A 26612-nucleotide genomic window follows, 5' to 3' on the forward strand; every position below is an offset into this window, starting at 1 on the left:
ACGCAGTCTCCTGTGCCTCTTAACCCGTTTCCCGTTGCCGGTTTGCCGTGTCAGTGGAGGCGCATTATAGGGAACGGTTCAGATAGCGCAAGTGCAAACTACAACTTTTTTACTGACCGTTCAATTTGCGACCAAAAGGAGCAATAACTAAGCAAAAAGCTCTCAAAAGAGTAAAAAACGGGCCAGCGGCCCGTTTTTGCACTCACACCATTACTGATGTGCAGTAATAACATCGTTTTTCACATCCATTTCGATGGTTTTACCCGGCACCAGCGAACCTGCAAGGATCTGCTGAGCCAGCGGGTTCTCAATCTGCTGCTGTATCGCTCGCTTCAATGGACGTGCACCATAGACCGGATCATATCCGTTCTCTGCCAGCAGTCTGATCGCATCATCAGAGATGTGCAGCTGATAGCCACGTTCATCCAGACGTTTGTACAACCGCTGCAGCTGAATCTGCGCAATAGACGCAATGTGTTTCTCAGCCAGCGGATGGAACACCACCACCTCATCAATACGGTTGATGAATTCAGGACGGAAATGCTGGCCGACTACGCCCATCACAATCTCTTTCATTTCCGGGTAGCTGAGATTGCCGAACCGCTCCTGGATTAAATCTGATCCCAGGTTAGAGGTCATGATCACCACGCTGTTACGAAAATCGACCGTGCGACCCTGTCCATCTGTAAGACGCCCGTCATCCAGCACCTGCAGCAGGATATTGAAGACATCAGGGTGCGCCTTCTCGACTTCATCCAGCAGAATCACCGAATAAGGACGACGGCGTACAGCCTCGGTCAGATAACCGCCCTCTTCATAGCCGACATAGCCCGGAGGTGCGCCCACCAGCCGTGATACTGAATGCTTCTCCATAAATTCGGACATGTCGATACGCACCATCGCATCGTCACTGTCGAACAGGAAGTTAGCCAGCGATTTACACAATTCGGTCTTACCTACCCCGGTTGGTCCCAGGAACAGGAAGGAACCAATAGGCCGGTTAGGATCAGAGAGACCGGCACGACTCCGGCGAATGGCATTTGATACGGCCTCAACCGCCTCATCCTGTCCGATGACCCGGCCATGCAGATCCTGCTCCATGCGCAGTAACTTATCACGCTCACCTTCCATCATTCTTGCTACCGGAATACCGGTCCAGCGTGCCAGCACATCGGCAATTTCCACATCCGTTACGCGGTTGCGCAGTAACTTCATGGTTTTACCTTCCGCCTGAGTCGCTGCGGCTAACTGTTTCTCAAGCGCCGGAATTTTACCGTACTGCAGCTCCGACATCTGAGCGAGATCCCCCTGACGACGGGCCTGCTCTAAATTCAGACGCGCCTGCTCAAGTTCAGCTTTAATGTTCTGGGTGCCGGACAGAGAGGCTTTTTCTGTCTTCCACTCATCTTCCAGCTCGGCGTACTCGCGCTCTTTCTGATTCAGCTCGGTTTCAAGCATCTCCAGACGCTTGATGCTGGCATCATCGGCTTCTTTCTTCAGCGCCTGCTGTTCCAGTTTCAGCTGAATGATACGGCGCTCCAGGCGATCCAGTGACTCCGGCTTCGAGTCCATCTGCATACGAATGCTGGATGCCGCCTCATCGATCAGGTCAATCGCCTTATCCGGCAGCTGACGGTCAGCAATATAACGGTGAGACAGCGTTGCCGCCGCGACAATTGCCGGGTCAGTGATCTGCACATGGTGATGCAGTTCGTAACGCTCTTTCAGACCACGCAGGATAGCGATGGTGTCTTCCACGCTCGGCTCAGCCACAAAGACTTTCTGGAAACGGCGCTCAAGCGCAGCATCTTTTTCAATGTACTGACGGTACTCATCAAGTGTGGTGGCACCTACGCAGTGCAGTTCACCCCGCGCCAGCGCAGGCTTCAGCATATTACCGGCGTCCATCGCGCCGTCCGCTTTACCGGCGCCCACCATTGTGTGAAGCTCGTCGATAAACAGAATGACGTTGCCTTCCTGTTTCGACAGGTCACTCAGCACCCCTTTCAGACGCTCTTCAAACTCACCGCGATATTTCGCTCCGGCCACCAGCGCACCCATATCCAGCGCCAGTACCCGACGACCTTTCAGCCCCTCAGGGACTTCACCGTTGATAATGCGCTGCGCCAGCCCTTCGACAATCGCGGTTTTACCCACGCCAGGTTCACCTATCAGCACCGGGTTATTTTTAGTACGGCGCTGCAGAACCTGAATGGTCCGGCGAATCTCTTCGTCACGACCGATCACCGGATCGAGTTTGCCCTTCTCTGCACGCTCGGTCAGATCGATGGTGTATTTCTTCAATGCCTGGCGCTGATCTTCAGCCCCCTGATCGTTCACGTTGTCTCCTCCCCGCATCTGTTCAATCGCACGGGTGATTTTTTCGCGCGTTGCACCCGCTGCTTTAAGCAGATCGGCCAGTGAGCCGCGAGATTCCAGTGCGGCCAGAACAAATAATTCAGATGAAATGAAGTTATCGTTGCGCTTCTGCGCCAGCTTATCGCACAGGTTTAATACCCGGACGAGGTCAGATGAAGGTTGTACATCCCCTTCGCTGCCTTCAACCTGGGGCAGACGATCGATAGCCTGCTCAACCTGAGCGCGAAATGGCGTAACGTTGACACCGGCCGAAGTCAGTAAAGGTGAAACCGATCCGCCTTCCTGTTTGAGCAGCGCGCTCATCAGATGCAGAGGTTCAATGAATTGGTTGTCGTGTCCCAGAGCCAGGGACTGCGCGTCGGCGAGAGCCAGCTGAAATTTGTTAGTAAGACGATCCAGACGCATAATTCCTCCCATTACAGGTCAAAATGCTACTGGAGATTAAATGAGGTCACCCCTCAAAATTTCAAGGTTAATGACCTGAGATTTGAGTAAAAAATACGCTAACTGGACCGTCTTATGGCGTAAGGTTATAACAGCCAGATCAAAGTTGCCATACGCCCGGTGATCCCATCACGGCGGAAGGAGAAGAAATCGTCGCGCTGCGCAAACGTACAACGGCTCTCGGCGGCGATTGATTTGACGCCCGCAGCCTGGAGCCGCATACGCGCCAGCAGCCAGATGTCGGCATAAAAACGGTCGCCAGATGGACGAAAAGCCTGTGCTGCATGGGGATGCTGAGCCATGAAAGCCTCACGCACTTCTTCACCAACCTCAAATGCGTCAGGTCCGATTGCCGGCCCCAGCCAGGCATGGATCTGATCCGGTGGAGAACGAAACTGCGCCAGGGTATTTTCCAGTACACCCGCACAAAGTCCGCGCCAGCCTGCATGTGCTGCCGCCACTTCTGCCCCATCCTGCGAACAGAACAGGACGGGCAGACAGTCGGCAGTCATGATGGCGCAAACAACGCCGGGCTGATCGGTGATGCAGGCATCAGCACGTAATGGCGCACTTTCTCCCGCAGCAAGACGTACAACCCCGGTGCCATGAACCTGATCCAGCCAGTGCGGCATTGCAGGCAAACCCGCCTCTTCCACCAGCAACTGACGGTTACGCGCCACCGCCTCAGGATGATCCCCTACGTGCCCGCCAAGATTCAGTGAATCCCAGGGCGATGTGCTGATGCCACCCTGTCGCTGCGTCGAGCAGGCCCGTACGCGTGACGGAGCAGGCCATTGGGGCGTGATCAGATTCATCACCAGTTCAACTGATCTTTAAATTCTTCGGTGTCAGCTTTTAACGCCGCGATTAAATCGACCATGTCCTGCGGAAGCGCCGCATGGAATTCCATTTCAATACCGCTGATAGGGTGGTACAGACGCAGCATAGTGGCGTGCAGAGCCTGACGATCAAAGCCGCGCAGCGTAGTGATAAAGGCCTCTGATGCACCTTTTGGCGGACGCGGACGGCCACCGTAAAGCGGATCCCCCACCAGCGGATGACTGATGTGAGACATGTGCACACGAATCTGGTGAGTACGACCGGTTTCCAGACGCAGGCGCAGACGGGTATGGGCCCGGAAGTGCTCCATGATGCGGTAATGGGTTACCGCCGGTTTACCCATTGGGTGTACCGCCATGTGAGTGCGTTTGGTTGAGTGACGGCTGATAGGCTGCTCAACCGTGCCGCCTGCCGTCATAGTCCCGATGGCGACCGCTTCATATTCACGGGTAATTTCGCGACGCTGCAGCGAGTCCACCAGATGCGTCTGAGCCGGAACAGTTTTTGCGACCACCATCAAACCGGTGGTGTCTTTATCCAGACGGTGTACGATGCCCGCGCGTGGCACATCCATAATCGCCGGATAGTGATGAAGTAAGGCGTTTAGTACCGTGCCATCCGGATTACCGGCGCCAGGGTGAACCACAAAGTCGCGTGGTTTGTTGATGACAATAATGTCTTCATCTTCATAAACAATGTCGAGTGGCAGATTCTGCGGTTCCCAGCGCTGTGCCTCTTCGATCTCAGCGTCAATCGCGACCAGCTCGCCGCCCAGAACTTTTTCTTTGGGTGTATCGACCATAACGCCATTTACCGTTACACGACGATCGAGGATCCACTCTTTTATGCGGGAACGTGAATAATCAGGGAACAATTCCGCCAAAGTCTGATCTAAGCGTTGTCCGAGTTGTGATTCGGATACCGTTGCGGTGAGTTGAACTTGTTGTGCCATATACAGCTTCTTCGTTAACGTTGGGTTTTCACGGCGATGCCGTTTAATATAATGTGCTATCGTACCTGGTCATTACCGGGAGCTATACGGACAGCTTCCGCCATAACATTTGAGGATAATCACTTCGTCATGACGCGTATGAAACATCTGGTGGCTGCTGCCACACTGAGCCTGGCACTTGTTGGTTGTTCCGGCTCAAATGACGCGGTACCGGACAGCCCGCCTTCTGAAATCTATGCTACAGCGCAGCAAAAGCTGCAGGACGGTAACTTTAAAGCTGCGATTAAGCAACTGGAAGCGCTGGATAATCGTTATCCGTTCGGTCCTTATTCGCAGCAGGTGCAGCTGGATTTAATCTACGCGTACTATAAAAATGCCGATTTGCCCCTGGCACAGGCTGCCATTGCCCGCTTTATGCGTCTTAACCCCACACATCCGAACATTGATTATGTCATCTATATGAAAGGTCTGACGGATATGGCGCTGGATGACTCGGCGCTGCAGGGCTTCTTTGGTATCGATCGTTCTGACCGCGATCCGACGCACGCGCGTGATGCTTTCCGCGACTTCTCCCAGCTGCTACGCAGTTACCCGAACAGCCAGTATGCGGCTGATGCTCAGAAACGTCTGGTCTATCTGAAAGACCGACTGGCGAAATATGAGCTGTCAGTGGCGCAATTCTATACTAAGCGTGAGGCTTATGTCGCGGTTGTTAACCGGGTTGAAGGGATGATGCGCGATTTTCCGGACACCCAGGCAACACATGATGCCCTGCCGCTGATGGAAAACGCTTACCGTAATCTGCAGCTGAACGCGGAAGCCGACAAAGTGGCGAAAATCATTGCGGCTAACAACAGCTAATAGCACGCCTGCGTTTCAGCCATAAAAAAAGCAGCCAGAAAGGCTGCTTTTTTTTGCTCACAGAACAGCCAGAACTGGATCTGAAATCAGCGAGCTAACCCATCAAGAATGCCGCGTTTATCGTTTCGCTTCAAGGTATTTCAGCCCGTTTCCGAGCCTTTCTCACAGATTGTCAAAACTGACAAAAAGTGACATTTTTCCGTGATAGAAATCTCACATTCAGCGCTTTTTCGCGCTATGCTGAGAAGACCAAGACGGAAATGACAGAGAGGTAAGAACGATGATTCTGAACATTACCAGTAAGCAAATGGAAATCACCCCGGCCATCCGAAGCCATGTTGAAGACCGTCTCGCCAAGCTCGAAAAATGGCAAACCGACCTGATTAATCCGCATATTGTTCTGTCTAAAGAGCCCAAAGAATTCGTTGCAGATGCCACCATTAACACACCTAACGGGACTCTGGTGGCCAGCGCCAAGCATGATGATATGTATACCGCGATCAACGATTTGATTGCGAAGCTCGAACGTCAACTGAATAAAGTTCAGCACAAGTCTGAAGCACGCCGCGCCAGTGCCAGCGTAAAAGACATTATCCCCGCGGACGAAGAGTCCTGAGTTTCTTAACGCGCCTCCGGGCGCGTTTTTTATTGACAGCTTTTCACCAGTACGGTTACTCTCAGGTCACTCTTTTTTCGGACGTTCCCATGAAACCTGATCTGTTTTTCTTCGCTTTCTTTTTTACCTTCCCCTGAACGGGAGGCCATTCGTCGTGTGAAAATGAAAGCGAAGACGAACAACGAAGCCTCCCAACCGGGAGGCTTTTTTATTGGATAGCATACAGGTGAGCCCTATGAATCCCGACACTCCATTGCTGGCGCTACGAGATAAAATCAGCGCAGTAGATAAAAAACTTCTGACGCTACTGGCAGAGCGTCGTCTGCTGGCAGTGGAAGTTGCTCAGGCGAAACTGGCGACGCATCGCCCGATTCGGGATGTGGAGCGCGAACGCGCGCTGCTGGAGAATCTGATTGTGCTGGGTAAAGCGCATAAACTGGATGCGCACTACATTACCCGCCTGTTCCAGCTGGTAATTGAAGATTCAGTGCTGACTCAGCAGGCCCTGCTGCAAAAAAACCTTAATCATCCCCATGCGCATGCCGCCCGTATTGCATTCCTCGGCCCGAAGGGATCTTACTCGCACCTTGCCGCCCGCAATTACGCGTCACGTCACTTCGATAGCATGGTGGAGTGTGGTTGCCTGAAGTTTCACGACATCATCAGGCAGGTCGAAAACGGCGTAGCCGATTACGCCGTAATGCCGATTGAGAACACCAGTTCAGGCTCGATTAATGACGTTTATGATCTGCTGCAACAGACCAGCCTCTCTATTGTGGGTGAACTGACATTGCCTATTGACCACTGCGTGCTGGTGAATGGCCCTACCGATTTACAGCAGATAGAAACAGTTTACAGTCATCCTCAGCCCTTCCAGCAGTGCAGCCAGTTCATTAATCGTTTCCCGCACTGGAAAATTGAATATACCGAAAGTACCGCGGCAGCGATGGAGAAAGTGGCTGCGCTCAACTCACCGAAAGTGGCAGCGCTGGGCAGTGAAGCTGGTGGTGAGCTTTATCAACTGCAGGTGCTGGAACGTAATCTGGCAAATCAGCAGCAGAACCATACCCGTTTTATTGTGCTGGCCCGCAAACCCATTGAGGTATCGGACCAGGTGCCGGCTAAAACCACGCTGATTATGGCAACAGGCCAGCAGGCGGGTGCGCTGGTTGATGCGCTGCTGGTTCTGCGTCAGCACAATCTGATGATGAGCAAGCTGGAGTCCCGTCCGATTAATGGCAATCCGTGGGAAGAGATGTTTTACATTGATGTGCAGGGCAATCTGCAATCCGAACGGATGCAGCAGGCGCTTCAGGAACTACAAACCATGACACGCTCTCTGAAAGTACTGGGCTGCTATCCCAGCGAGAATGTGGTACCGGCCGACCCTGCCGAATAAAAAAGAGAAAAAAGGCATCCAGATGGATGCCTCTTTCATTTATGGACGGCTGTCATTGGCCGAACGCAGCAGACTGCGGCTTTCAACCAGGAAGCGTTTCGCGTGATCGCCAAACCACTGTTCGACCCGGTTAAAGCTGGCGATAAACGCCTGCTTGTCGCCCTGTTCCAGCAACGCTATCGCTTCACCAAACCGCTGGTAATAGCGTTTAATCAGCGCCAGGTTACTCTCTGACGACATGATGATATCCGCATAAAGCTGGGGATCCTGAGCGAACAACCGCCCTACCATCGCCAGTTCAAGCCGGTAAATTGGCGATGAAAGCGCCAGCAGCTGATCCAGATTAACGTTCTCTTCGGCTAAATGCAGGCCATAGGCAAAGGTAGCAAAGTGACGCAGCGCCTGAATAAAGGCCATGTTCTGGTCATGCTCCACTGCGCTGATACGATGCAGCCGCGCACCCCAGACCTGAATCTGCTCCAGGAACCACTGATACGCTTCCGGCTGGCGTCCATCACACCAGACCACCACCTGTTTTGCCAGGCTGCCGCTGTCCGGACCAAACATCGGATGGAGGCCCAGCACCGGACCGTTATGAGCAGCCAGCATCGCCTGAAGAGGCCGGTTTTTTACCGACGCCAAATCAACCAGAATACAATCTTCCGGCAGAGGCGGCAGTCGGGCAATGACCTGCTCGGTCAGGTGGATAGGCACACTGATGATCACCATTCCGGCATCGCTGAGCAGCGTATCAGCCTGTGACCAGTCCTCTTTATCCAGCGTTTTTACCGTATAGCCTGACAGACCGAGCATTTTTTCAAACAGTCGGCCCATCTGGCCTTTACCACCGACGATCACCACCGGGCGCAGTTCAGGACAGAGGGTTTTAAAGCCTTTGTCATTCTCGCTGGTATAGGATTCGCGCATCACACGACGCAACACATCTTCAATCAGGTCCGGCGGTACACCCAGAGCTTCCGCTTCTTTGCGGCGGGAAGCCAGCATCGATGCTTCACGCTCAGGCACATAGATAGGCAGACCGTAACGGCTCTTGACCTCCCCTACTTCAGCAACCAGCTCCAGCCGTTTAGCCAGCAGATCCAGCAACGCCTTATCAACACTGTCAATTTGATCGCGTAACGCGGTCAGTTCAGCCACCATTGCTCTTACACCTCTTGTGACAGACGCGCCGACAGCACTCCCTGCAGATCCTGATGCATCTCACGCAGTAACGTTTCGGTCACTTCCCAGTTGATGCAGGCATCGGTGACAGAAACGCCATACTTCATTTCGCTGCGTGGCTGTTCAGAAGACTGGTTACCTTCATTGATATGGCTTTCCAGCATTAAACCAATGATTGAACGATTCCCGTCTTTGATCTGCGCAATAGCGGATTCCGCTACGCCAGGCTGACGGCTGTAGTCTTTGTTCGAATTCCCATGGCTGCAATCTATCATTAAGGCTGGACGCAGTCCCGCTTTGAGCATCTCTTTTTCACACTTCGCCACATCTTCAGGGCCGTAGTTTGGCGCTTTGCCACCACGCAGGATCACGTGACCATCCGGGTTACCCTGCGTCTGCAACAGGCAGACCTGACCAGCCTGGTTAATTCCGACAAAACGATGTGGCATTGCGGCGGCACGCATGGCGTTGATCGCCGTTCCCAGACTGCCATCGGTACCATTTTTAAAGCCAACCGGCATTGACAGGCCAGACGCCATCTCGCGGTGCGTCTGAGATTCTGTCGTCCTTGCGCCAATGGCAGACCAGCTGAACAGATCGCCCAGGTATTGCGGGCTATTGGGATCCAGCGCTTCAGTTGCCAGCGGCAGCCCCATTTCAACGAGGTTGACCAGCAGCTGGCGCGCGATGTGCAGACCCGCTTCCATATCAAATGAGTTATCCATGTAAGGATCGTTGATCAGCCCTTTCCAGCCGACGGTGGTACGGGGTTTTTCAAAATAGACGCGCATCACGATGTAAAGCTGATCTTTCAGCTGTTCAGAAAGCGTTTGCAGACGACGCGCATATTCCAGTGCCACTTCGGTATCGTGAATCGAGCAGGGGCCGCATACCACCAGCAGACGCGGATCGCGGCCAGCAATAATGTCAGAAATGGTCTGGCGGGATGCCGCGACCTGATCCTGCTGTTCCGTAGTCAGTGGAAACTTCGCTTTCAGCTCTTCAGGCGTGATTAATACCTGTTCACCGGCGATATGCACATTGTTCAGCGCGTCTTTTTGCATGATGGCGATCCTTTGGCTCGTATTGGCGGTCATGGACTCCTCATTGAGGATTGCGAATACTGTATCACAGGGAATACAGAGCGCAATATTATGTGTACATCTTTATTACCACACATCAAATTCCCAATAGATTAATCATAAAATTATCAACTAAATCATATAAATAAAAAGATTAACACCAAAACAGACAACAACACCATGTGTAATATAATATTTACACTGTGACGCATTGCGTTTCTGCCATCCGCAGGCAGAATAAAAGAATTAATCTGTTGCAACTGAGAGAGTTATGCACCTATCGCTACAGGACATCTATCTGCGCCCGTTTGAACTCAGTGACGTCCCCGCCTTTACCGCTGCGGTAAATGCCTCTCTGGACACTCTTATCCCGTGGATGGTCTGGGCGCACGATGATTATCAGCCTCACGAAGCGGAAAGCTGGATACGCTTTACCCACTGGCAACGGATGAGGGAGGAGGCAGAAGAGTTTGCGATTGTTGATCAACATGATCATCTGCTGGGAGGCGCAGGAATACGTTTTGCGCGTCATCCAGGTGATATCAGTGCAATAGGTTACTGGGTTCGCAGTGACGTCCAGCGTCAGGGAATTGCCAGCCGTGCTGTGGCTGCGTTGCTGCCGCTGGGATTCTCCCGCCCGGAAACCCGCGTGATTGAAATTCTGGCGGCAGAGAATAACCTGGCCAGTCGGGGCGTCGCGGAAAAGTGCGGTGGCGATTTTATTGGCTGTCGTTATGGCTTGATCGTATTAGAGGAAGGGCCGGTGAATACTGCAATTTATCATTTTCAGCGGCCAGACGCCGGTTAGCTGCAGCTGAAGGCAGTCATCAGGACAAAAAAAGGGGCTGGCAGATGCCAACCCCTTGTTTGCTATTAACTTTTAGATGTCGCGTTAGCGATACCTTAGTTAAGACGCTCTTTAATACGAGCAGACTTACCAGTACGCTCACGCAGGTAGTACAGTTTGGCTTTACGCACAGCGCCACGACGTTTAACAGCGATGCTGTCAATTACAGGTGAATGAGTCTGGAATACACGCTCAACGCCTTCGCCGTTAGAAATTTTGCGAACAGTGAATGCAGAGTGCAGACCGCGGTTACGAATAGCGATAACCACGCCCTCGAATGCCTGCAGACGTTTTTTAGAACCTTCAACGACCCATACTTTCACTTCCACGGAATCACCCGGGCGGAAGGAAGGTACGTCCTGTTTCATCTGCTCTTGTTCAATTTGCTTGATAATGTTGCTCATAATTAAATCTCATATCCTGGGTAAACTGATAGTCGGGGAAGATCACTCTTCCACATCATCGTTTTGTTGCTGCTGATATTCCTGCTGGAACTCATTCAGCAACCTTGCTTGCTCTTCAGTCAGAGCCAGGTTTTCCAGAAGTTCAGGTCTTCTCAGCCAGGTACGGCCTAGCGACTGCTTCAGACGCCAGCGGCGAATATCAGCGTGGTTACCTGACAGTAATACTGCCGGCACCTCCACGCCGTCTAACACTTCAGGTCGGGTATAGTGCGGACAATCCAGCAAACCTTCAGAGAACGAATCCTCATCGGCTGACGCCTGCTTGCCGAGTACGCCGGGAATAAACCGGGCGACTGCATCAATCATCGTCATTGCTGGCAATTCCCCGCCACTGAGAACGTAATCACCGATTGACCATTCTTCATCAATTTCGGAATGAATTACGCGCTCATCAATCCCTTCATAACGGCCACAGACCAGAATTAACTTGTCCCGTGCCGCCAGTTCGCAAACGCCCTGTTGGTCCAGCTTGCGACCCTGAGGTGAAAGATATATCACCCTGGCGCCATCACCTGCCGCTGCTTTCGCTGCGGAGATGGCATCCCGTAAAGGTTGTACCATCATCAGCATTCCCGGTCCGCCGCCGTAAGGACGATCATCCACGGTACGGTGCCGGTCGTGCGTGAAGTCACGAGGACTCCAGCTTTGAATGCTGAGCAGACCGTTTTTTACAGCCCGGCCAGTTACCCCGTAATCGGTAATAGCGCGAAACATTTCTGGAAACAGGCTGATAACACCAATCCACATTGTATTCGCCGTTACGTTACCGTTCGATTCGGAGATCAAAAACCAGGATCCCAATCTACCTCAATGACGCCAGTAGAGAGATCGACTTTCCTGATAACCTGTTCATCAAGAAACGGAATTAACCGCTCCTGAGCACCGAATGCATCCTTCAGGTTTGCCTTAACGACGAGAACGTCGTTCGAGCCGGTTTCCATCATATCGATGACTTTACCCATCTCGTAGCCTTCAAGGTTAACCACTCTGCAGCCCATAAGGTCTTTCCAGTAGTAGTCACCCTCTTCCAGCAATGGCAACTGCGTCGAGTCAACCTGAATTTCGCAATTGGTTAACTGAGCCGCCGCATCCCGATCTTCAATGCCTTTGACTTTGATGATCAGGTCCTGATTGTGGTGCTTCCAACCTTCCAGTTCGACCTGCTGCCATTTACCGGCGCGCTGGATGAACCAGGGTTGGTAGTTGAAGATGCTTTCAGCGTCTTCAGTGGAGGAAAACACTTTGAGCCAGCCGCGAATACCGTAGGCGGCTCCCATCTTACCCAATACAATCGGGTTAACAGGAGGCTGTGCGGCAAGTTGTCTGCTCATGCTCACCACCGTGACAGATTAAGCTGCTTTCTTAGCTTCTTTGACCAGCGCGTTAACGCGATCAGAAAGCGTTGCGCCCTGGCCAACCCAGTGCTCGATACGATCCATATCAAGACGCAGACCTTCAGCCTGACCAGAAGCGATCGGGTTGAAGAAACCAACGCGCTCGATGAAACGACCGTTGCGTGCATTGCGGCTGTCAGTGACGACGACCTGATAGAACGGACGCTTTTTAGCGCCGTGACGTGCCAAACGAATTGTTACCATAACATCCTCTTCAGTTAATAAAACACCCGGCCCCCATCGAGGAACGGGGTCCGGGTGCTATATAAAAAGCCCGAAAATTTTACTCATTTTGGCGAAAAAAGCAACCTAAACCGTGCCTTTTCGGGCTTTTTTGTAGAACGCTTAGCGGCCTGGGAAACCTGGCGGCATCATACCCTTCATGCCGCGCATCATTTTCGCCATACCGCCCTTCTTCATTTTCTTCATCATACGCTGCATGTCGTCGAACTGCTTCAATAAGCGGTTAACGTCCTGCACCTGCATACCGGAACCATTTGCGATGCGGCGCTTGCGCGAGCCTTTGATGATCTCGGGTTTCTCGCGCTCTTTGCGCGTCATCGAGTTGATGATGGCTTCCATGCGTACCAGCACTTTGTCATCCATCTGCGACTTCACATTGTCCGGCAACTGACCCATACCAGGCAGTTTACCCATGAGGCTGGCCATGCCACCCATGTTGCGCATCTGCTTGAGCTGCTCAAGGAAGTCATTGAGATCGAAACCGTCGCCGGTTTTCAGCTTCTTCGCCAGTTTCTCCGCCTGATCGCGGTCAACCTTGCTTTCGATATCTTCGATCAGGGACAGTACGTCGCCCATGCCGAGGATACGTGACGCAATACGATCGGGATAGAACGGCTCAAGCGCATCGGTTTTTTCACCGACACCCATAAATTTGATCGGCTTGCCGGTAATATGGCGAATGGACAGCGCCGCACCACCACGTGCATCACCGTCGACCTTGGTCAGGATCACACCGGTCAGCGGCAGCGCTTCATTAAAGGCTTTAGCGGTGTTTGCGGCATCCTGACCGGTCATGGCATCGACCACAAACAGCGTTTCTACCGGCTTGACTGCGGCGTGAACCTGTTTGATTTCGTCCATCATCGCTTCGTCAACGTGCAGACGACCAGCGGTATCCACCAGCAGCACATCGTAGAATTTCAGGCGGGCTTCACGCAGCGCATTATTAACGATATCGACTGGCTTCTGGCTGAGATCGGACGGACAGAAATCCACCCCGACCTGCTGCGCCAGCGTTTCCAGCTGTTTGATTGCCGCCGGGCGATAGACGTCGGCAGAAACCACTAAAACTTTCTTCTTGTGCTTCTCACGCAGGAACTTACCCAGCTTACCGACGCTGGTGGTTTTACCGGCACCCTGCAGGCCCGCCATCAGCACGACGGCTGGCGGCTGAGCCGCCAGGTCGAGTGCGTTGTTCTCTGCACCCATCGCCGCAACCAGCTCGTTACGAACGATTTTGATGAACTCCTGACCGGGTGTCAGGCTTTTGTTCACATCATGACCGACCGCGCTCTCTTTCACACGGTTAATGAAGTCACGCACCACTGGCAGCGCAACGTCAGCTTCAAGCAGTGCCATGCGCACTTCACGCAGGGTCTCTTTGATGTTCTCTTCAGTCAGCCTTCCGCGGCCGCTGATATTTCGCAGGGTTTGCGACAAACGATCGGTTAAATTATCAAACATGGTCTCTCACTTAAAAAGATCGCGAGGCGCCTGATCGGCAGAATGCGGCGGATTATAACACGAAGCCTCCGGGATCTCTGCAATTGCCCCTCAGATCGTTTGGAGCCTGCTTCGGCTGGCGCTATACTGCCTTTTTCCTTATCTGACTGAACCGAAAGGATCTATGTTCGTTTTCGCGATAGTGGCGCTATTCGCCTACTCCTTAAGCCTTGCCCTGATCATTCCCAGCCTGTTGAAACGCAACGGCGGCTGGCGGCGAATGGCGATGCTCTCTGCCTGTGTGGCGCTGGTGACGCACGCGGTGGCTCTGCAGCAACGCATATTTGCGGTTGATAGCGGACAGAATTTAAGCCTGCTCAATATTGGCTCACTGGTCAGCCTGTTGATCTGCGCCATCATGACTATTGTGGCGTCGCGCAACCGTGGCTGGCTGCTGCTGCCGATTGTTTACAGCTTCGCGCTGATCAATCTGGCCTTCGCCACCTTTGTGCCTAATGCGTTTATTACCCATCTGGAAACGACGCCAGGCATGATGATCCATATCGGCCTGTCGCTGTTCGCCTATGCGACGCTGATTATTGCCGCCCTCTATGCACTGCAGCTGGCATGGATCGATTACCAGCTAAAAAATAAGCGACTGGCGTTCACTCAGGATATGCCGCCACTGCTGACCATCGAACGTAAGATGTTTCACATCACCCAGGTCGGCGTCGTGCTGCTGACGCTGGTGCTCTGCACCGGTCTGTTTTATATGCAGGATCTCTTCAGCGCAGAAAACGTTGATAAAGCCGTTCTCTCTATCATTGCGTGGTTTGTTTATATCGTTTTGCTCTGGGGGCACTATCATGAAGGCTGGCGTGGTCGCCGCGTCGTCTGGTTTAACTGCAGCGGTGCGGTGCTGTTAACCATGGCTTACTTCGGCAGTCGCATTTTGCAGCATCTGCTTGTCCCCACCTCTCGTTAAAAAGGAAGTTCTGCGTTGGAGAATGTTTCAACCACCACGCTGATTATTATTCTCTGCGTCATGGTACTGGTTTCCGCCTGGTTTGCCGGGTCAGAAACCGGAATGATGACGCTTAACCGCTATAAGCTGCGCCATCAGGCAAAAAACGGTAATCGCGCCGCACGCCGGGTGGAAAAGTTATTGCGTCGCCCTGACCGGTTGCTCAGTCTGGTATTAATCGGTAACAACCTGGTGAATATTCTGGCCTCTGCCCTGGCCACCATCGTGGGCATGCGTATTCACGGTGATGAAGGCGTCGCGATTGCGACTGGTATCCTGACCTTTGTGGTGCTGGTCTTTGCTGAAGTGCTGCCGAAAACCGTGGCCGCCCTCTACCCCGAACGTGTCGCTTTTCCCAGCAGCCTGCTGCTGGTCCCGCTGCAATACATCATGCTGCCACTGGTCTGGTTGCTTAACACCATTACCCGGCTGCTGATGAGAATGGCCGGTATTCGCGCTGAGGGGGCCATTAACTCCGCACTGAGCAAGGAGGAGTTACGCACCATCGTCTATGAGTCCCGTAGCCTGATGTCACGCCGTAATCAGGACATGCTGCTCTCTGTGCTCGACCTGGAGAAAGTCAGCGTTGATGACATCATGGTGCCGCGTAATGAGATTGTCGGCATCAACATTAATGATGACTGGAAGTCGGTAGTGCGCCAGCTGAGCCACTCGCCACACGGCCGCATTGTTCTGTTCCGGGACTCGCTGGATGACTGCGTTGGCATGCTGCGGGTGCGTGAGGCCTGGCGCATGATGACGGAGAAAAAAGAGTTCACCAAAGAGACGCTGCTGCGCGCCGCCGATGAGATCTACTACATCCCGGAAGGCACACCGCTGAACACCCAGTTGGTGAAGTTTCAGCGCAACAAAGAGAAAGCGGGCGTGGTCGTCGATGAATATGGCGACATCAAAGGGCTGGTGACAATTGAGGACATTCTGGAGGAGATCGTAGGCGACTTCACCACCTCGATGTCACCGTCACTGGCAGAAGAAGTGATGCCGCAGAATGATGGCTCGGTGCTGATCGAAGGCAGCGCCAGCGTGCGTGAAATTAACAAAGCGTTTAACTGGCACCTGCCAGAGCAGGAAGCCCGCACCATCAACGGTATGCTGCTGGAAGCGCTGGAGGAGATCCCCGCCATCGCCACCCGCGTCCAGATCGGCCTCTATAATGTCGATATTCTGGACGTGCAGGACAACATGATCAAACAGGTGCGTATCACGCCAAAGACGCCACTGAAGAAATCGGTCGGTTCCTGAAGCCATAAAAAAACGCCGCAATCGACATGATGCGGCGTTTTTTTTAGCAGAAAAGTCCTGACTAGATGTGCAGTTCTTTCAGCTTTTCAGCAGGCAGTTTCAGATCTTCGTTACGGTTAACGCCAATCTCATGCGCCAGCACGTTGCGGGCAATCTGCTGTGCTTCATCCAGTGAGTGCAGCTTGTAGCTGCCACACTGATATTCATTCAGCTCAGGGATCTGGTTCTGATCTTTAACTTTCAGAACATCTTCCATCGCCCCTTTCCACGCTGTCGCAACGCGCTGCTCGTCTGGAGTACCGATCAGGCTCATGTAGAAGCCCGTGCGGCAACCCATTGGCGAGATATCGACGATTTCCACACCGTTACCATTCAGGTGGTCACGCATGAATCCGGCAAAGAGATGCTCCAGCGTATGAATGCCACGCTCAGTAAGGATATCAATGTTCGGACGGCAAAAACGCAGGTCAAAGACGGTAATCGTATCGCCATGCGGAGTCTTCATGGTTTTGGCAACGCGAACTGCCGGTGCGCCCATGATGGTGTGATCAACGGTAAAACTGTCCAGTAGTGGCATACGTCACCTCCTGTTCTGAGAATTTTTTTAAAACGATGAAACTTTTCTGTTCGCCCAACGTCTGAATATATGAAAGACGCGCATTTGTTATCATCATCCCTGACAACAGAGATGTTAATTTGGCCACATTGATGTGGCCTTTTTCTTTTCTACCCTTCCCGGCTCGCCAGATACGCTTCAAAATCCAGCTTATCATCCGCTTCCAGCTGCTGCTGCGCAGCAACAGATTCCTGCGCCTGACGTGTGAAATCGTCTTCTGTCAGTACTTCCAGCGGCTCTTCGCAGAGCAGATGGCGATACTGTTCAGCCAGCGCAACGCCCGTTCCGGTTACACCATTGTCCTTCATTGCCTGAAGGATGCGCGCCGAGTAGGTTAGCTCAGGATCGTCGAACGATGCTACCAGTTGATCGCAAACCTGCTGATATTCCGTGCTGTCCTGATTATTGCTGTCTAAGACTTCAGCAACCCGACGCAGATCGGCAAACAGGGTCTTGCCCACGTCCACCAATGCATGTTCCGCTTCTCCGCAGCCCACAGCGATTTTCTGGTCCGGTTTGCGCCCTTCCAGCACCACCCGATTCCAGTTTTTACGGGTGCACTGCAGCTCATCAGCACTCATTTCCGGCGCGTCTGCCAGGGTACACCAGATCAGGAACAGGTCCAGGAAGCGGACCTGATTCTCATCGACACCGATGGCAGAGAACGGGTTGATATCCAGTGAGCGCACTTCGATGTATTCAATGCCGCCACGCAGCAGCGCGTCTGAAGGCGCTTCACCTGAACGGGTCACACGCTTAGGCCGGATAGGCGCATAAAGCTCATTTTCAATCTGCAGTACGTTGGTGTTGAGCTGCAGCCAGTTGCCGTCGGCATCTTTGGTGCCCATCGCCGCATACTCTTCGGATGGGGTCTTAATCGCTTTCTTCAGCGCTGTGACATAGCCTTCCAGGGAGTTAAACGTGATGCCCAGTGAGCTTTGCGATTTGTTGGTGTAGCCTAAATCGCTCAGACGCAGCGAGGTGGCATACGGCAGCCACATCGTGTCTTTATCATTGGTTTCAAACGGCAGCGCGCTCTCGCGGCCCTGCAGGAAGCTGGAGCTGATTGCCGGTGATGCGCCAAACAAATAAGGGATCACCCAGCCGAAGCGATAATAGTTGCGGATCAGCCGCAGATAGCCCGCTGAAATCGTCTCTTTTCCGCTTTCCTGATCTTTCACGTCAGCCCACTCCTGCCAGAATGAAAGGGGCAGCGAGAAGTTGTAGTGAATGCCGGAGATGGTCTGCATTAACGCGCCATAGCGGTTTTTCAGGCCTTCGCGGTAGAGGGTCTTCATTTTGCCGATATTGGAGTTGCCATATTGCGCCAGCTCAATATTGTCCGCGTCATCAATGACGCACGGCATACTGAAGGGCCACATGCGCTCTTCCCCCAGTTCACGGGCAACGTGACGATGGATATCGCGCAGGAAGGCCAGCATGTGATCGATACTGTGATCCACTGGCGTAATAAACTCCAGCAGCGTTTCGGCAAAATCGGTGGTGATCCAATCATGCTTCAGCGCCGAACCCAGCGATTCCGGGTGGCCACTTTTTGCCAGATCGCCATTTTCCTGCACACGCAGCGTTTCACGCTCGATGCCACGGCCAATCCCTTTAAGGGCATTGGGATGCGCTTCCAGCCAGGCGAGCGCTTTAGATACGTCCGGGATCACATTACCCCCCCGCTGTGATAATAATTTATTTTTGTTCAGCATAATGTTAACCGTAGCCTCGAATCTGTGCGAATCAATGCCACCATTGCATACCCTGTAATGTGGCAGTCGCGATAACGATATAACGCAGTGTTTTACCGACGGCGAGAAACAGCATTGCAGGTAGCCAGGCGAAACGTAACCAGCCTGCGAGCACGCAGAGCAGATCACCTATCACCGGCAGCCAGCTAAATAAAAGTGCTGCGGGTCCCAGTCGGTGCAACCACGTCATTGCTGTGTCATGCCATCGCCCCTGACGTTTTAGCGGCAGCAAGCGACCAATAAGAATGTTGGTTAAGCCGCCCAAGGTGTTTCCCAGTGATGCGGCCAAAAGCAACCCGTAAACTGATGTCTTTTTTGCTATCAATAGTGCTATCAGCAGTGCTTCAGAACTTCCCGGCAGCAGCGTCGCACTCAGAAAGCTGCTGCCGAACATTGAGGCATAGGTAAGAATGTCACTCACAGTAAGCGGACATCCACCACATCCATGCCTGCCGCCTTCGCGGCCTGAATACCAAAGTCCGCATCCTCGAACACCACACAACGCGCCGGAGCTACACCCATCAGCTCTGCACAACGTAAGAAGGTCTCGGGCTCAGGCTTATGACGCTGAACGTCGTCAGCGCCGACGACGGCCGAAAACAGCTTACGCACGCCCAGTTGCGTCAGTAACGCCTCTGCCATGCTGTGTTCGCTTCCGGTACCCACCGCCATCGGACGACGCCCGTGATACGCTTTCACCACCTCCAGTAAAGGCAGTGGTCTGACGTTTTCCAGCAGCATCGCTTTCACAGCAGCCGTTTTTTCTGCGGCAAGAAGATGAGGGTCGAGAGACGACTGATTGGATTCAATGATGAACTGCGCAAGCCGCCAGGCGGGAGCACCGTTGAAGTCGATAATACGAGCTTCATCCAGCGTTAATCCATAACGCGCCAGTACCTGACGCCACGCTTTTCGATGTGTCGGCTCAGTATCAAGAATCGTGCCGTCCATATCGAAAATCAGGGCGTCATATTGATCGTACATTGTCACTCCGGACATTCACCAAATGAGACATTACTTTAGCCTAATGTGGACAGGTTGTCGCCAGGGGGGATGAACAGCAAATGCTTTGAAAGCATTAACAATTTTTGTTTTCAGATAAAGGTGATCGTCCGCAGCCAGTTATAACCGTACGAATTTTCAGCGTTTTTTTAACATTCTTTTAGTCGGGAAGCAGCCGCGGATGGGCGTGGGCATAAAAACGGAGAGCGACAAAGCGGTAAACAGGCGTCACAGGTCGCTTAAGTCAGAATGATGAATCAATGCGTCAGGTTAAGCAGGAAATCAGTGCGGGTAAAGCCAGCGGGAAACTGCAGAGGGATTCTGGATAGTGATTTCATTTCAGGCTTCGCATTACGGAGCTGATGCATTTTATGTGCGAGAGGGAAGACGATGACGTTAAAACAGACTGAGGGAATTTCGGAGGCTAAAAAAGACGGTGCATCCAGGAGGATTACTCAGCGTGCGCTTCGCCCTGCGGGCCGTTGCTAAAGCAACGTTATCCTCCTTAGTGCTGCCTGAACGCTAATCACGTCATGACACACTGAGGCACTAACCATATTGGAGAATATGGTGCATCCAGGAGGATTCGAACCTCCGACCGCTCGGTTCGTAGCCGAGTACTCTATCCAGCTGAGCTATGGATGCATTGGGGTCTATCTTTTGGGGTGTAACTTTTTATGGACTTTCAGAAACCAACCTGAGGATGTTACAAAGAATGGTGCATCCAGGAGGATTACTCAGCGTGCGCTTCGCCCTGCGGGCCGTTGCTGATGTAACGTTATCCTCCTTAGTGCTGCCTGAACGCTAATCACGTCATGACACACTGAGGCACTAACCATATTGGAGAATATGGTGCATCCAGGAGGATTCGAACCTCCGACCGCTCGGTTCGTAGCCGAGTACTCTATCCAGCTGAGCTATGGATGCATTGGGGTCTATCTTTTGGGGTGTAACTTTTTATGGACTTTCAGAAACCAACCTGAGGATGTTACAAAGAATGGTGCATCCAGGAGGATTACTCAGCGTGCGCTTCGCCCTGCGGGCCGTTGCTGATGTAACGTTATCCTCCTTAGTGCTGCCTGAACGCTAATCACGTCATGACACACTGAGGCACTAACCATATTGGAGAATATGGTGCATCCAGGAGGATTCGAACCTCCGACCGCTCGGTTCGTAGCCGAGTACTCTATCCAGCTGAGCTATGGATGCATAAATCTGATTCTTGTACAACGCAGGGTGCTAACTACTCACCATGAAAGGAATTGCTAATTCACTTTATTTCTTTCTTTTCGATGGTGCATCCAGGAGGATTACTCAGCTTGCGCTTCGCCCTGCGGGCTGTTGCTGATGCAACGTTATCCTCCTTAGTGCGGCCTGAACGCTAATGCGTCATGTCACACCGAGGCACTTCTCCATATTCGAAAATATGGTGCATCCAGGAGGATTCGAACCTCCGACCGCTCGGTTCGTAGCCGAGTACTCTATCCAGCTGAGCTATGGATGCATCGAAAATGGCGGTGAGGGAGGGATTCGAACCCTCGATACAGCTTTTGACCGTATACTCCCTTAGCAGGGGAGCGCCTTCAGCCTCTCGGCCACCTCACCTTACGCTTTCTTTCGAACCGTGCGTCTGAACTTGTTTCTGCTCATCGGCACTGCGTGGCGCACATATTACTTTCCCGGACTTTTAAGTCAAACAATTTTTCCGAAACTTTGTTTGATTGAGCAAATCACACACAATTGGGACAAAATGGCGACAAAAAGAGTGAATTATCAACAATGAAAGAGGTTGTCGTTAACGAAACAGGAAAGAGAAAGGAGAAAAGAAAAGGCGGGATTTTTACAGAAAGCGGTAGCGCCTCGCACAGGTGCGAGGCGCTGAATCCGTTAAACGCTGGTTTGTTGCGTTTTTTCAGCCTGGATGCGCTGATAGATCTCTTCGCGATGCACAGACACTTCTTTCGGCGCGTTAACCCCTATACGAACCTGGTTACCCTTAACACCCAGCACCGTTACAGTTACCTCATCACCGATCATGAGGGTTTCACCAACTCGACGAGTTAGAATAAGCATTCTTTGCTCCTTGAAAGATTAAAAGAGTCGGGCTTGTACAGGCTCCCGGCATTATCCATCATTTAACGCTGTACATTGACTATGAGAGATACACCAATGCACATCGATGCGCCAATACATTCTGCTGATAGTTAGTTTAGCCGAAATACACTACATCAACCTGACTTTGTCATTTGCTGCTTTAGCATTGTATTAAAAAGCGCCGGAACCGGGGTTCTGACGCTTCAGACAGTGCCTTATTCTATGTCATTACAGGCGGCTGTTAACCCAGCTCTCAACCCCTGCCAGAGCGCCCTTCAGCGCTTCAGCATCCGTACCACCAGCTTGTGCCATATCAGGACGGCCACCGCCCTTCCCGCCAACCTGCTGCGCCAGACCGGCAATCAACTCACCTGCTTTAACACGGTCTGTCAGATCTTTAGTCACACCCGCAATCAGCGACACCTTACCTTCAGCAACCGTTGCCAGCACAATAATCGCCGACCCCAGCTGATTCTTAAGATCATCAACCATAGTGCGCAACATTTTAGGTTCAACATTGTTGAGCTCACTGACCAGTAGCTTCACTCCCTTAATCTCGATGGCATTGCTGCTCAGTGAAGCGCTCTCCTGCGCGGCCTGCTGATCGCGCAGCTGCTGCAACTCTTTCTCCAGAGCCCGTACATGATCGACCAGACCACGCACTTTCTCATTCAGGTTGCTGCTGTTCGCTTTCACTAGCTGCGCAAGATCCTGCAACTGGCTGTTCTGTGCATTGACCTGTGCCAGCGCCCCTTCACCGGTAATCGCTTCAATACGACGGATGCCGGCTGCCGTACCTGACTCAGCCTGAATGCGGAACAGGCCGATATCCCCGGTGCGCGCAGCATGCGTGCCACCGCACAGCTCAACCGAGAAATCACCCATGGTCAGAACGCGTACGCGCTGATCGTATTTCTCGCCAAACAGAGCCATTGCACCTTTAGACTTTGCCGCCTCAAGATCCATCACTTCGGTTTCTACCGGCAGATTGCGACGAATCTGCGCATTGACGATATCTTCGACCTGACGAATCTCCTGAGGTTTCATCGCTTCAAAATGTGAGAAATCGAAACGCAGGTACTTGTCATTGACCAGCGAGCCTTTCTGCGCCACATGCTCACCTAAAACCTGACGCAATGCGGCATGCAGTAAGTGGGTTGCAGAGTGGTTGAGGCGGATACGCGCACGGCGTGCAGCATCAACCTGGGCCTCAAGACGATCACCAATACGCAACTGTCCTGCGGTCAGCTTACCGACATGACCGATGGCCTGACCATATTTTTGTGTATCCTGGACGCTAAATTCAGCATTCTTCCCTTTCAGCAGACCGGTATCGCCTACCTGACCACCCGATTCACCATAAAATGGCGTTTCATCCAGCACGACCACGGCATCCTGACCTGCAGTCACTTCATCAACCGCCTCGCCCGCAACATAGAGCGCTTTGACAGTGGCGGCTAAGTCAAGCTGGTCGTAGCCTTTGAAGGATGAGGCGGCATCAATGCGAATAACGTTGCTGTAGTCAGCGCCAAAGCCACTCGCTTCACGTGCGCGCTGACGCTGACGCTCCATCGCCTGCTCAAAGCCCGCTTCATCGATTTTCAGATTGCGTTCACGGCAGACATCAGCCGTTAAATCAGCCGGGAAGCCAAAGGTATCGTAAAGACGGAAGACGATTTCACCATCCAGCGTGTCGCCCTGCAGTTTTTCCAGTTCTTCGTCCAGCAGCGCCAGTCCGCGCTCCAGCGTTCTGGCAAACTGATCTTCTTCGCTTTTTAATACCTGCTCAACCTGGGCCTGCTGACGCTTTAACTCTTCGCCTGCGGCACCCATGACCTCAACCAGTGGCGCAACCAGCTTATAGAAGAAAGCCTCTTTAGCACCCAGCATGTTGCCATGACGCACGGCACGACGAATGATACGACGCAGCACATAGCCACGGTTCTCATTCGACGGGATGACACCATCGGCAATCAGGAAAGCACAGGAGCGGATATGGTCGGCTATTACGCGCAGCGACTTGTTACTGAGGTCAGTGGCACCGGTAACTTTAGCAACAGCCTGAATCAGTTTCTGGAACAGGTCGATTTCATAGTTAGAGTTGACGTGTTGCAGAACGGCAGAAATGCGCTCAAGGCCCATTCCGGTATCAACCGACGGTTTTGGCAGTGGCAGCATGGTGCCATCAGCCTGACGGTTGAACTGCATAAAGACGATGTTCCAGATCTCAATGTAACGGTCGCCATCTTCTTCCGGGCTGCCAGGCGGGCCACCCCAGATGTGATCGCCGTGATCGTAGAAAATCTCGCTGCACGGACCGCAAGGGCCGGTGTCGCCCATCTGCCAGAAGTTATCTGACGCGTATGCGCTGCCTTTGTTGTCGCCAATGCGAATAATGCGCTCGCGTGGCACCCCGATTTCATCCGCCCAGATATTGTAGGCTTCATCATCGGTTTCATAGACTGTCACCCACAGACGCTCTATTGGCAGGCTGAACCACTGCTCGCTCGTCAGAAGTTCCCAGGCAAAACCAATCGCCTCTCTCTTGAAGTAGTCACCAAAGCTGAAGTTACCCAGCATTTCAAAGAAAGTGTGGTGGCGTGCGGTGTAGCCGACGTTTTCAAGATCGTTGTGTTTACCGCCTGCGCGAACGCAGCGCTGTGACGTAGTCGCACGGGTGTAATCACGTTTATCCTGACCGAGGAACACATCTTTAAACTGGTTCATCCCGGCGTTGGTAAACAACAACGTTGGATCGTTATTCGGTACGAGGGAGCTGCTGGTTACAACCTCATGTCCCTTGCTATGAAAAAAGTCGAGAAACGCTTGACGGATCTCAGCAGTGCTCTTGCTCATATATGTCCTGGAATCACGCTAACGAACGTTCCCTCTGATCGGCGCGACCACATTCTCGTGGTGCCTGATTAGCGGAACAAAAAGTGGGAATAAGATAAATTTTCTTCAGTGGGAAGTAAAATTACATCGGCTTTTAGTCATCAAAATTTCTGAAAACGGATTGGATATCTTCGGTCTGAAAGCCCTTTGACTGCAGATAGCGTAGTACTTTCGCTTTCTCTTTCCACTCTGTGGGCAGCGGGTGTCCGAATTTTCGTTCAGCCAGCTGAGCTGCGCAGGCTGCCCAGTCCACGTCGGTCTCTTCCATCGCGATATCAATGGCTTCACGATCGATGCCTTTCTGGGCCAGTTCAAGGCGTACGCGCTGCGACCCAAAACCTTTACGGCTTCGGCTCTGAATAAACCGATCGGTGAAACGTTCATCATTCAACCAGCCGCTTTCCTGACACCAGTCCAGTACCTGCTCCAGCAGTGCTTCGGTGATAATTTCAGGCTCTTTTTTCTGCGCCCATGCGGCACGCTGCGCTGATTGTTGCAGCTTTCGGGATAACTCTGCACGGCTGTGATCGCGCTGACCCAGAATGCGCATCGCACGGTCAAGCAGACGGGAATAAGAGACGACATTGGATTGGGGTTGGGGCTGAGAGGATTCAGTCATACTGCGCACCTTGTACAAACAGAGGGAGATTATGGCGACAGAACAGGACAGAGGGAAGGCAGGAAAGGTATCAGAGAGGATAAAACTACGGGAGAGGCTTCCGCCCCTCCCGCATCAGAAATCAGAAGTCTTCGTTTGCTTCGCTTGGTGCGTTTTCGTTCTCAGCAGACTTGTCTGCTGCGAGTTTCTCATCCGCGCCATTGAGCAACATTTCACGTAACTTCAGATCAATTTCGTTTGCTACAGCAGCATTCTCTTTCAGGAAGTTGCTGGCATTCGATTTACCCTGACCAATCTTGTCACCGTTGTAGCTGTACCATGCACCCGCTTTTTCAATCAGCTTGTGCTTCACGCCGAGGTCGACCAGTTCACCAAAGGTATTGATGCCTTCGCCGTACATGATCTGGAATTCAGCCTGCTTAAATGGCGCGGCGATTTTGTTTTTCACCACTTTAACGCGTGTCTCACTGCCCACCACGTTATCGCCCTCTTTGATTGCACCGATACGGCGGATATCAAGACGGACAGAGGCGTAGAACTTCAGCGCGTTACCACCGGTGGTGGTTTCCGGGTTACCAAACATCACACCAATTTTCATACGGATCTGGTTGATGAAGATCAGCAGGGTGTTGGACTGCTTCAGGTTACCAGCCAGTTTACGCATCGCCTGGCTCATCATACGTGCCGCAAGGCCCATGTGTGAGTCACCGATTTCACCTTCGATCTCTGCTTTGGGCGTCAGTGCCGCAACGGAGTCGACGATGATGACATCAACAGCGCCAGAGCGCGCCAGCGCATCACAGATTTCCAGCGCCTGCTCACCCGTATCGGGCTGCGAGCAGAGCAGGTTTTCGATATCTACGCCCAGTTTCTTAGCGTAAACCGGATCAAGTGCATGCTCTGCATCGATAAAGGCACAGGTTTTGCCTTTACGCTGTGCAGATGCGATAACCTGCAGGGTCAGCGTGGTTTTACCGGAAGACTCGGGTCCGTAGATCTCAACGATACGGCCCATTGGCAGACCGCCTGCACCTAATGCGATATCCAGCGAGAGCGAACCGGTAGAGATGGTTTCCACATCCATTGAGCGGTCTTCACCCAAGCGCATGATGGAGCCTTTACCAAATTGTTTCTCAATCTGGCCCAGCGCGGCAGCTAAAGCCTTCTGTTTGTTTTCATCAATCGCCATTTCAACT

25 protein-coding genes, 5 tRNA genes and 1 other annotated feature are annotated in these 26612 nt (G+C 52.5%); of the genes, 7 read left to right on the forward strand and 23 right to left on the reverse strand.

Features of this window, described 5'->3' with window-relative positions; all coding sequences use genetic code 11:
- Positions 1–210: 210 nt before the first annotated feature.
- The 3 genes from clpB to rluD form a co-directional block, all read right to left on the reverse strand.
- A complete protein-coding gene (gene clpB / locus N5J69_RS12460; RefSeq protein ID WP_279770679.1) occupies positions 211–2796 on the reverse strand; it encodes an ATP-dependent chaperone ClpB in 2586 nt (861 codons plus the stop codon).
- A gap of 113 nt (positions 2797–2909) precedes the next feature.
- A complete protein-coding gene (gene yfiH / locus N5J69_RS12465; protein WP_279770681.1) occupies positions 2910–3638 on the reverse strand; it encodes a purine nucleoside phosphorylase YfiH in 729 nt (242 codons plus the stop codon).
- Complete coding sequence (gene rluD, locus N5J69_RS12470; RefSeq protein ID WP_279770683.1) at positions 3638–4615, reverse strand: 23S rRNA pseudouridine(1911/1915/1917) synthase RluD; 978 nt, start codon at positions 4613–4615, stop codon at positions 3638–3640. Before rluD ends, yfiH begins: the two co-directional genes overlap by 1 nt.
- A 129-nt stretch (positions 4616–4744) precedes the next feature.
- On the opposite strand from rluD, the gene bamD reads away from it, so the two are divergent.
- From bamD to pheA, 4 genes are all read left to right on the forward strand, one after another.
- Positions 4745–5476 carry an outer membrane protein assembly factor BamD gene (gene bamD, locus N5J69_RS12475; RefSeq protein ID WP_279770685.1) on the forward strand — a complete coding sequence of 244 codons (732 nt, stop codon included), beginning with the start codon at positions 4745–4747 and terminating at the stop codon, positions 5474–5476.
- Positions 5477–5756: 280 nt separating this feature from the next.
- Positions 5757–6092, forward strand: coding sequence for a ribosome-associated translation inhibitor RaiA (gene raiA, locus N5J69_RS12480; protein WP_013358812.1), 336 nt, complete (start codon positions 5757–5759; stop codon positions 6090–6092).
- 88 nt (positions 6093–6180) lie between these two features.
- Positions 6181–6305 (forward strand) — a sequence feature (Phe leader region).
- A complete protein-coding gene (gene pheL, locus N5J69_RS12485) occupies positions 6182–6229 on the forward strand; it encodes a pheA operon leader peptide PheL (protein ID WP_193555295.1) in 48 nt (15 codons plus the stop codon). (Overlaps the previous feature by 48 nt.)
- Positions 6306–6327: 22 nt before the next feature.
- Entirely contained in the window at positions 6328–7491 is a 1164-nt protein-coding gene (pheA, locus tag N5J69_RS12490) for a bifunctional chorismate mutase/prephenate dehydratase (protein WP_279770689.1), read from the forward strand.
- Between the two features lie 39 nt (positions 7492–7530).
- Here pheA and tyrA read toward each other — a convergent pair whose 3' ends face one another.
- Positions 7531–8652, reverse strand: coding sequence for a bifunctional chorismate mutase/prephenate dehydrogenase (tyrA, locus tag N5J69_RS12495; RefSeq protein WP_279770691.1), 1122 nt, complete (start codon positions 8650–8652; stop codon positions 7531–7533).
- A 5-nt stretch (positions 8653–8657) separates the two neighbouring features.
- A complete protein-coding gene (locus tag N5J69_RS12500; protein ID WP_279770694.1) occupies positions 8658–9737 on the reverse strand; it encodes a 3-deoxy-7-phosphoheptulonate synthase in 1080 nt (359 codons plus the stop codon).
- Between the two features lie 289 nt (positions 9738–10026).
- Between N5J69_RS12500 and N5J69_RS12505 the strand changes: the two genes are divergently transcribed.
- On the forward strand, positions 10027–10563 hold the full coding sequence (locus N5J69_RS12505; RefSeq protein WP_279770696.1) for a GNAT family N-acetyltransferase: 537 nt from the start codon (positions 10027–10029) through the stop codon (positions 10561–10563).
- Between the two features lie 95 nt (positions 10564–10658).
- Here N5J69_RS12505 and rplS read toward each other — a convergent pair whose 3' ends face one another.
- The 5 genes from rplS to ffh all read right to left on the reverse strand — a co-directional run bounded on the left by rplS (position 10659) and on the right by ffh (position 14167).
- Entirely contained in the window at positions 10659–11006 is a 348-nt protein-coding gene (gene rplS, locus N5J69_RS12510; protein ID WP_003849035.1) for a 50S ribosomal protein L19, read from the reverse strand.
- Positions 11007–11048: 42 nt separating this feature from the next.
- Complete coding sequence (gene trmD, locus N5J69_RS12515; protein WP_279770698.1) at positions 11049–11813, reverse strand: tRNA (guanosine(37)-N1)-methyltransferase TrmD; 765 nt, start codon at positions 11811–11813, stop codon at positions 11049–11051.
- Positions 11814–11848: 35 nt separating this feature from the next.
- Positions 11849–12397 carry a ribosome maturation factor RimM gene (rimM, locus tag N5J69_RS12520; RefSeq protein ID WP_279770699.1) on the reverse strand — a complete coding sequence of 183 codons (549 nt, stop codon included), beginning with the start codon at positions 12395–12397 and terminating at the stop codon, positions 11849–11851.
- 18 nt (positions 12398–12415) lie between these two features.
- Positions 12416–12664 carry a 30S ribosomal protein S16 gene (gene rpsP / locus N5J69_RS12525; protein ID WP_009086880.1) on the reverse strand — a complete coding sequence of 83 codons (249 nt, stop codon included), beginning with the start codon at positions 12662–12664 and terminating at the stop codon, positions 12416–12418.
- A gap of 141 nt (positions 12665–12805) precedes the next feature.
- The gene (gene ffh, locus N5J69_RS12530) at positions 12806–14167 is read right to left on the reverse strand and encodes a signal recognition particle protein (RefSeq protein ID WP_279770702.1); all 1362 of its coding nucleotides are present in this window, start codon (positions 14165–14167) and stop codon (positions 12806–12808) included.
- 163 nt (positions 14168–14330) lie between these two features.
- Here ffh and N5J69_RS12535 point away from each other — a divergent pair, with 163 nt between their 5' ends.
- Positions 14331–15131, forward strand: coding sequence for an inner membrane protein YpjD (locus tag N5J69_RS12535; protein ID WP_010248489.1), 801 nt, complete (start codon positions 14331–14333; stop codon positions 15129–15131).
- Positions 15132–15146: 15 nt separating this feature from the next.
- Positions 15147–16433, forward strand: coding sequence for an HlyC/CorC family transporter (locus N5J69_RS12540; protein ID WP_279770704.1), 1287 nt, complete (start codon positions 15147–15149; stop codon positions 16431–16433).
- Positions 16434–16494: 61 nt separating this feature from the next.
- Here the strand turns inward: N5J69_RS12540 and luxS are convergent, their stop codons facing one another.
- The 13 genes from luxS to recA all read right to left on the reverse strand — a co-directional run bounded on the left by luxS (position 16495) and on the right by recA (position 26605).
- Positions 16495–17010 carry an S-ribosylhomocysteine lyase gene (gene luxS / locus N5J69_RS12545; RefSeq protein WP_279770705.1) on the reverse strand — a complete coding sequence of 172 codons (516 nt, stop codon included), beginning with the start codon at positions 17008–17010 and terminating at the stop codon, positions 16495–16497.
- Between the two features lie 149 nt (positions 17011–17159).
- Positions 17160–18767, reverse strand: a complete 1608-nt coding sequence (gene gshA, locus N5J69_RS12550; protein WP_279770706.1) for a glutamate--cysteine ligase — start codon at positions 18765–18767, stop codon at positions 17160–17162.
- 31 nt (positions 18768–18798) lie between these two features.
- Positions 18799–19227, reverse strand: a complete 429-nt coding sequence (locus N5J69_RS12555) for a YqaA family protein (protein ID WP_279770707.1) — start codon at positions 19225–19227, stop codon at positions 18799–18801.
- Positions 19224–19790 carry a fructose-1-phosphate/6-phosphogluconate phosphatase gene (yqaB, locus tag N5J69_RS12560; protein ID WP_279770708.1) on the reverse strand — a complete coding sequence of 189 codons (567 nt, stop codon included), beginning with the start codon at positions 19788–19790 and terminating at the stop codon, positions 19224–19226. The genes N5J69_RS12555 and yqaB overlap by 4 nt, the downstream gene beginning before the upstream one ends.
- 586 nt (positions 19791–20376) lie before the next feature.
- Positions 20377–20453, reverse strand: a tRNA-Arg gene (locus N5J69_RS12565).
- 205 nt (positions 20454–20658) lie between these two features.
- Positions 20659–20735, reverse strand: a tRNA-Arg gene (locus N5J69_RS12570).
- Positions 20736–20940: 205 nt separating this feature from the next.
- Positions 20941–21017: transfer RNA gene (locus tag N5J69_RS12575), tRNA-Arg, on the reverse strand.
- A gap of 218 nt (positions 21018–21235) precedes the next feature.
- Positions 21236–21312, reverse strand: a tRNA-Arg gene (locus N5J69_RS12580).
- Between the two features lie 8 nt (positions 21313–21320).
- A tRNA-Ser gene (locus N5J69_RS12585) sits at positions 21321–21413 on the reverse strand.
- A 282-nt stretch (positions 21414–21695) separates the two neighbouring features.
- A complete protein-coding gene (csrA, locus tag N5J69_RS12590; RefSeq protein ID WP_008927091.1) occupies positions 21696–21881 on the reverse strand; it encodes a carbon storage regulator CsrA in 186 nt (61 codons plus the stop codon).
- 249 nt (positions 21882–22130) lie between these two features.
- The gene (alaS, locus tag N5J69_RS12595; RefSeq protein ID WP_279770710.1) at positions 22131–24758 is read right to left on the reverse strand and encodes an alanine--tRNA ligase; all 2628 of its coding nucleotides are present in this window, start codon (positions 24756–24758) and stop codon (positions 22131–22133) included.
- Positions 24759–24891: 133 nt separating this feature from the next.
- Complete coding sequence (locus N5J69_RS12600; RefSeq protein ID WP_279770712.1) at positions 24892–25416, reverse strand: regulatory protein RecX; 525 nt, start codon at positions 25414–25416, stop codon at positions 24892–24894.
- Positions 25417–25537: 121 nt separating this feature from the next.
- On the reverse strand, positions 25538–26605 hold the full coding sequence (gene recA / locus N5J69_RS12605; protein ID WP_279770714.1) for a recombinase RecA: 1068 nt from the start codon (positions 26603–26605) through the stop codon (positions 25538–25540).
- Positions 26606–26612: the final 7 nt, after the last annotated feature.

The organism is Pantoea sp. GD03673, assembly GCF_029844725.1.
In the GTDB taxonomy this organism is placed as follows: domain Bacteria; phylum Pseudomonadota; class Gammaproteobacteria; order Enterobacterales; family Enterobacteriaceae; genus Pantoea.

What these genes read in the sequence shown, in the direction of transcription:
- clpB (WP_279770679.1), bottom strand. Translation starts at nt 2,796, where the DNA reads ATGGGAGGAATTATGCGTCTGGATCGTCTTACTAACAAATTTCAGCTG.
- yfiH (WP_279770681.1), bottom strand. Translation starts at nt 3,638, where the DNA reads ATGAATCTGATCACGCCCCAATGGCCTGCTCCGTCACGCGTACGGGCC.
- rluD (WP_279770683.1), bottom strand. Translation starts at nt 4,615, where the DNA reads ATGGCACAACAAGTTCAACTCACCGCAACGGTATCCGAATCACAACTC.
- bamD (WP_279770685.1), top strand. Translation starts at nt 4,745, where the DNA reads ATGACGCGTATGAAACATCTGGTGGCTGCTGCCACACTGAGCCTGGCA.
- raiA (WP_013358812.1), top strand. Translation starts at nt 5,757, where the DNA reads ATGATTCTGAACATTACCAGTAAGCAAATGGAAATCACCCCGGCCATC.
- pheA (WP_279770689.1), top strand. Translation starts at nt 6,328, where the DNA reads ATGAATCCCGACACTCCATTGCTGGCGCTACGAGATAAAATCAGCGCA.
- tyrA (WP_279770691.1), bottom strand. Translation starts at nt 8,652, where the DNA reads ATGGTGGCTGAACTGACCGCGTTACGCGATCAAATTGACAGTGTTGAT.
- N5J69_RS12500 (WP_279770694.1), bottom strand. Translation starts at nt 9,737, where the DNA reads ATGCAAAAAGACGCGCTGAACAATGTGCATATCGCCGGTGAACAGGTA.
- N5J69_RS12505 (WP_279770696.1), top strand. Translation starts at nt 10,027, where the DNA reads ATGCACCTATCGCTACAGGACATCTATCTGCGCCCGTTTGAACTCAGT.
- rplS (WP_003849035.1), bottom strand. Translation starts at nt 11,006, where the DNA reads ATGAGCAACATTATCAAGCAAATTGAACAAGAGCAGATGAAACAGGAC.
- trmD (WP_279770698.1), bottom strand. Translation starts at nt 11,813, where the DNA reads ATGTGGATTGGTGTTATCAGCCTGTTTCCAGAAATGTTTCGCGCTATT.
- rimM (WP_279770699.1), bottom strand. Translation starts at nt 12,397, where the DNA reads ATGAGCAGACAACTTGCCGCACAGCCTCCTGTTAACCCGATTGTATTG.
- rpsP (WP_009086880.1), bottom strand. Translation starts at nt 12,664, where the DNA reads ATGGTAACAATTCGTTTGGCACGTCACGGCGCTAAAAAGCGTCCGTTC.
- ffh (WP_279770702.1), bottom strand. Translation starts at nt 14,167, where the DNA reads ATGTTTGATAATTTAACCGATCGTTTGTCGCAAACCCTGCGAAATATC.
- N5J69_RS12535 (WP_010248489.1), top strand. Translation starts at nt 14,331, where the DNA reads ATGTTCGTTTTCGCGATAGTGGCGCTATTCGCCTACTCCTTAAGCCTT.
- luxS (WP_279770705.1), bottom strand. Translation starts at nt 17,010, where the DNA reads ATGCCACTACTGGACAGTTTTACCGTTGATCACACCATCATGGGCGCA.
- gshA (WP_279770706.1), bottom strand. Translation starts at nt 18,767, where the DNA reads ATGCTGAACAAAAATAAATTATTATCACAGCGGGGGGGTAATGTGATC.
- yqaB (WP_279770708.1), bottom strand. Translation starts at nt 19,790, where the DNA reads ATGTACGATCAATATGACGCCCTGATTTTCGATATGGACGGCACGATT.
- csrA (WP_008927091.1), bottom strand. Translation starts at nt 21,881, where the DNA reads ATGCTTATTCTAACTCGTCGAGTTGGTGAAACCCTCATGATCGGTGAT.
- alaS (WP_279770710.1), bottom strand. Translation starts at nt 24,758, where the DNA reads ATGAGCAAGAGCACTGCTGAGATCCGTCAAGCGTTTCTCGACTTTTTT.
- N5J69_RS12600 (WP_279770712.1), bottom strand. Translation starts at nt 25,416, where the DNA reads ATGACTGAATCCTCTCAGCCCCAACCCCAATCCAATGTCGTCTCTTAT.
- recA (WP_279770714.1), bottom strand. Translation starts at nt 26,605, where the DNA reads ATGGCGATTGATGAAAACAAACAGAAGGCTTTAGCTGCCGCGCTGGGC.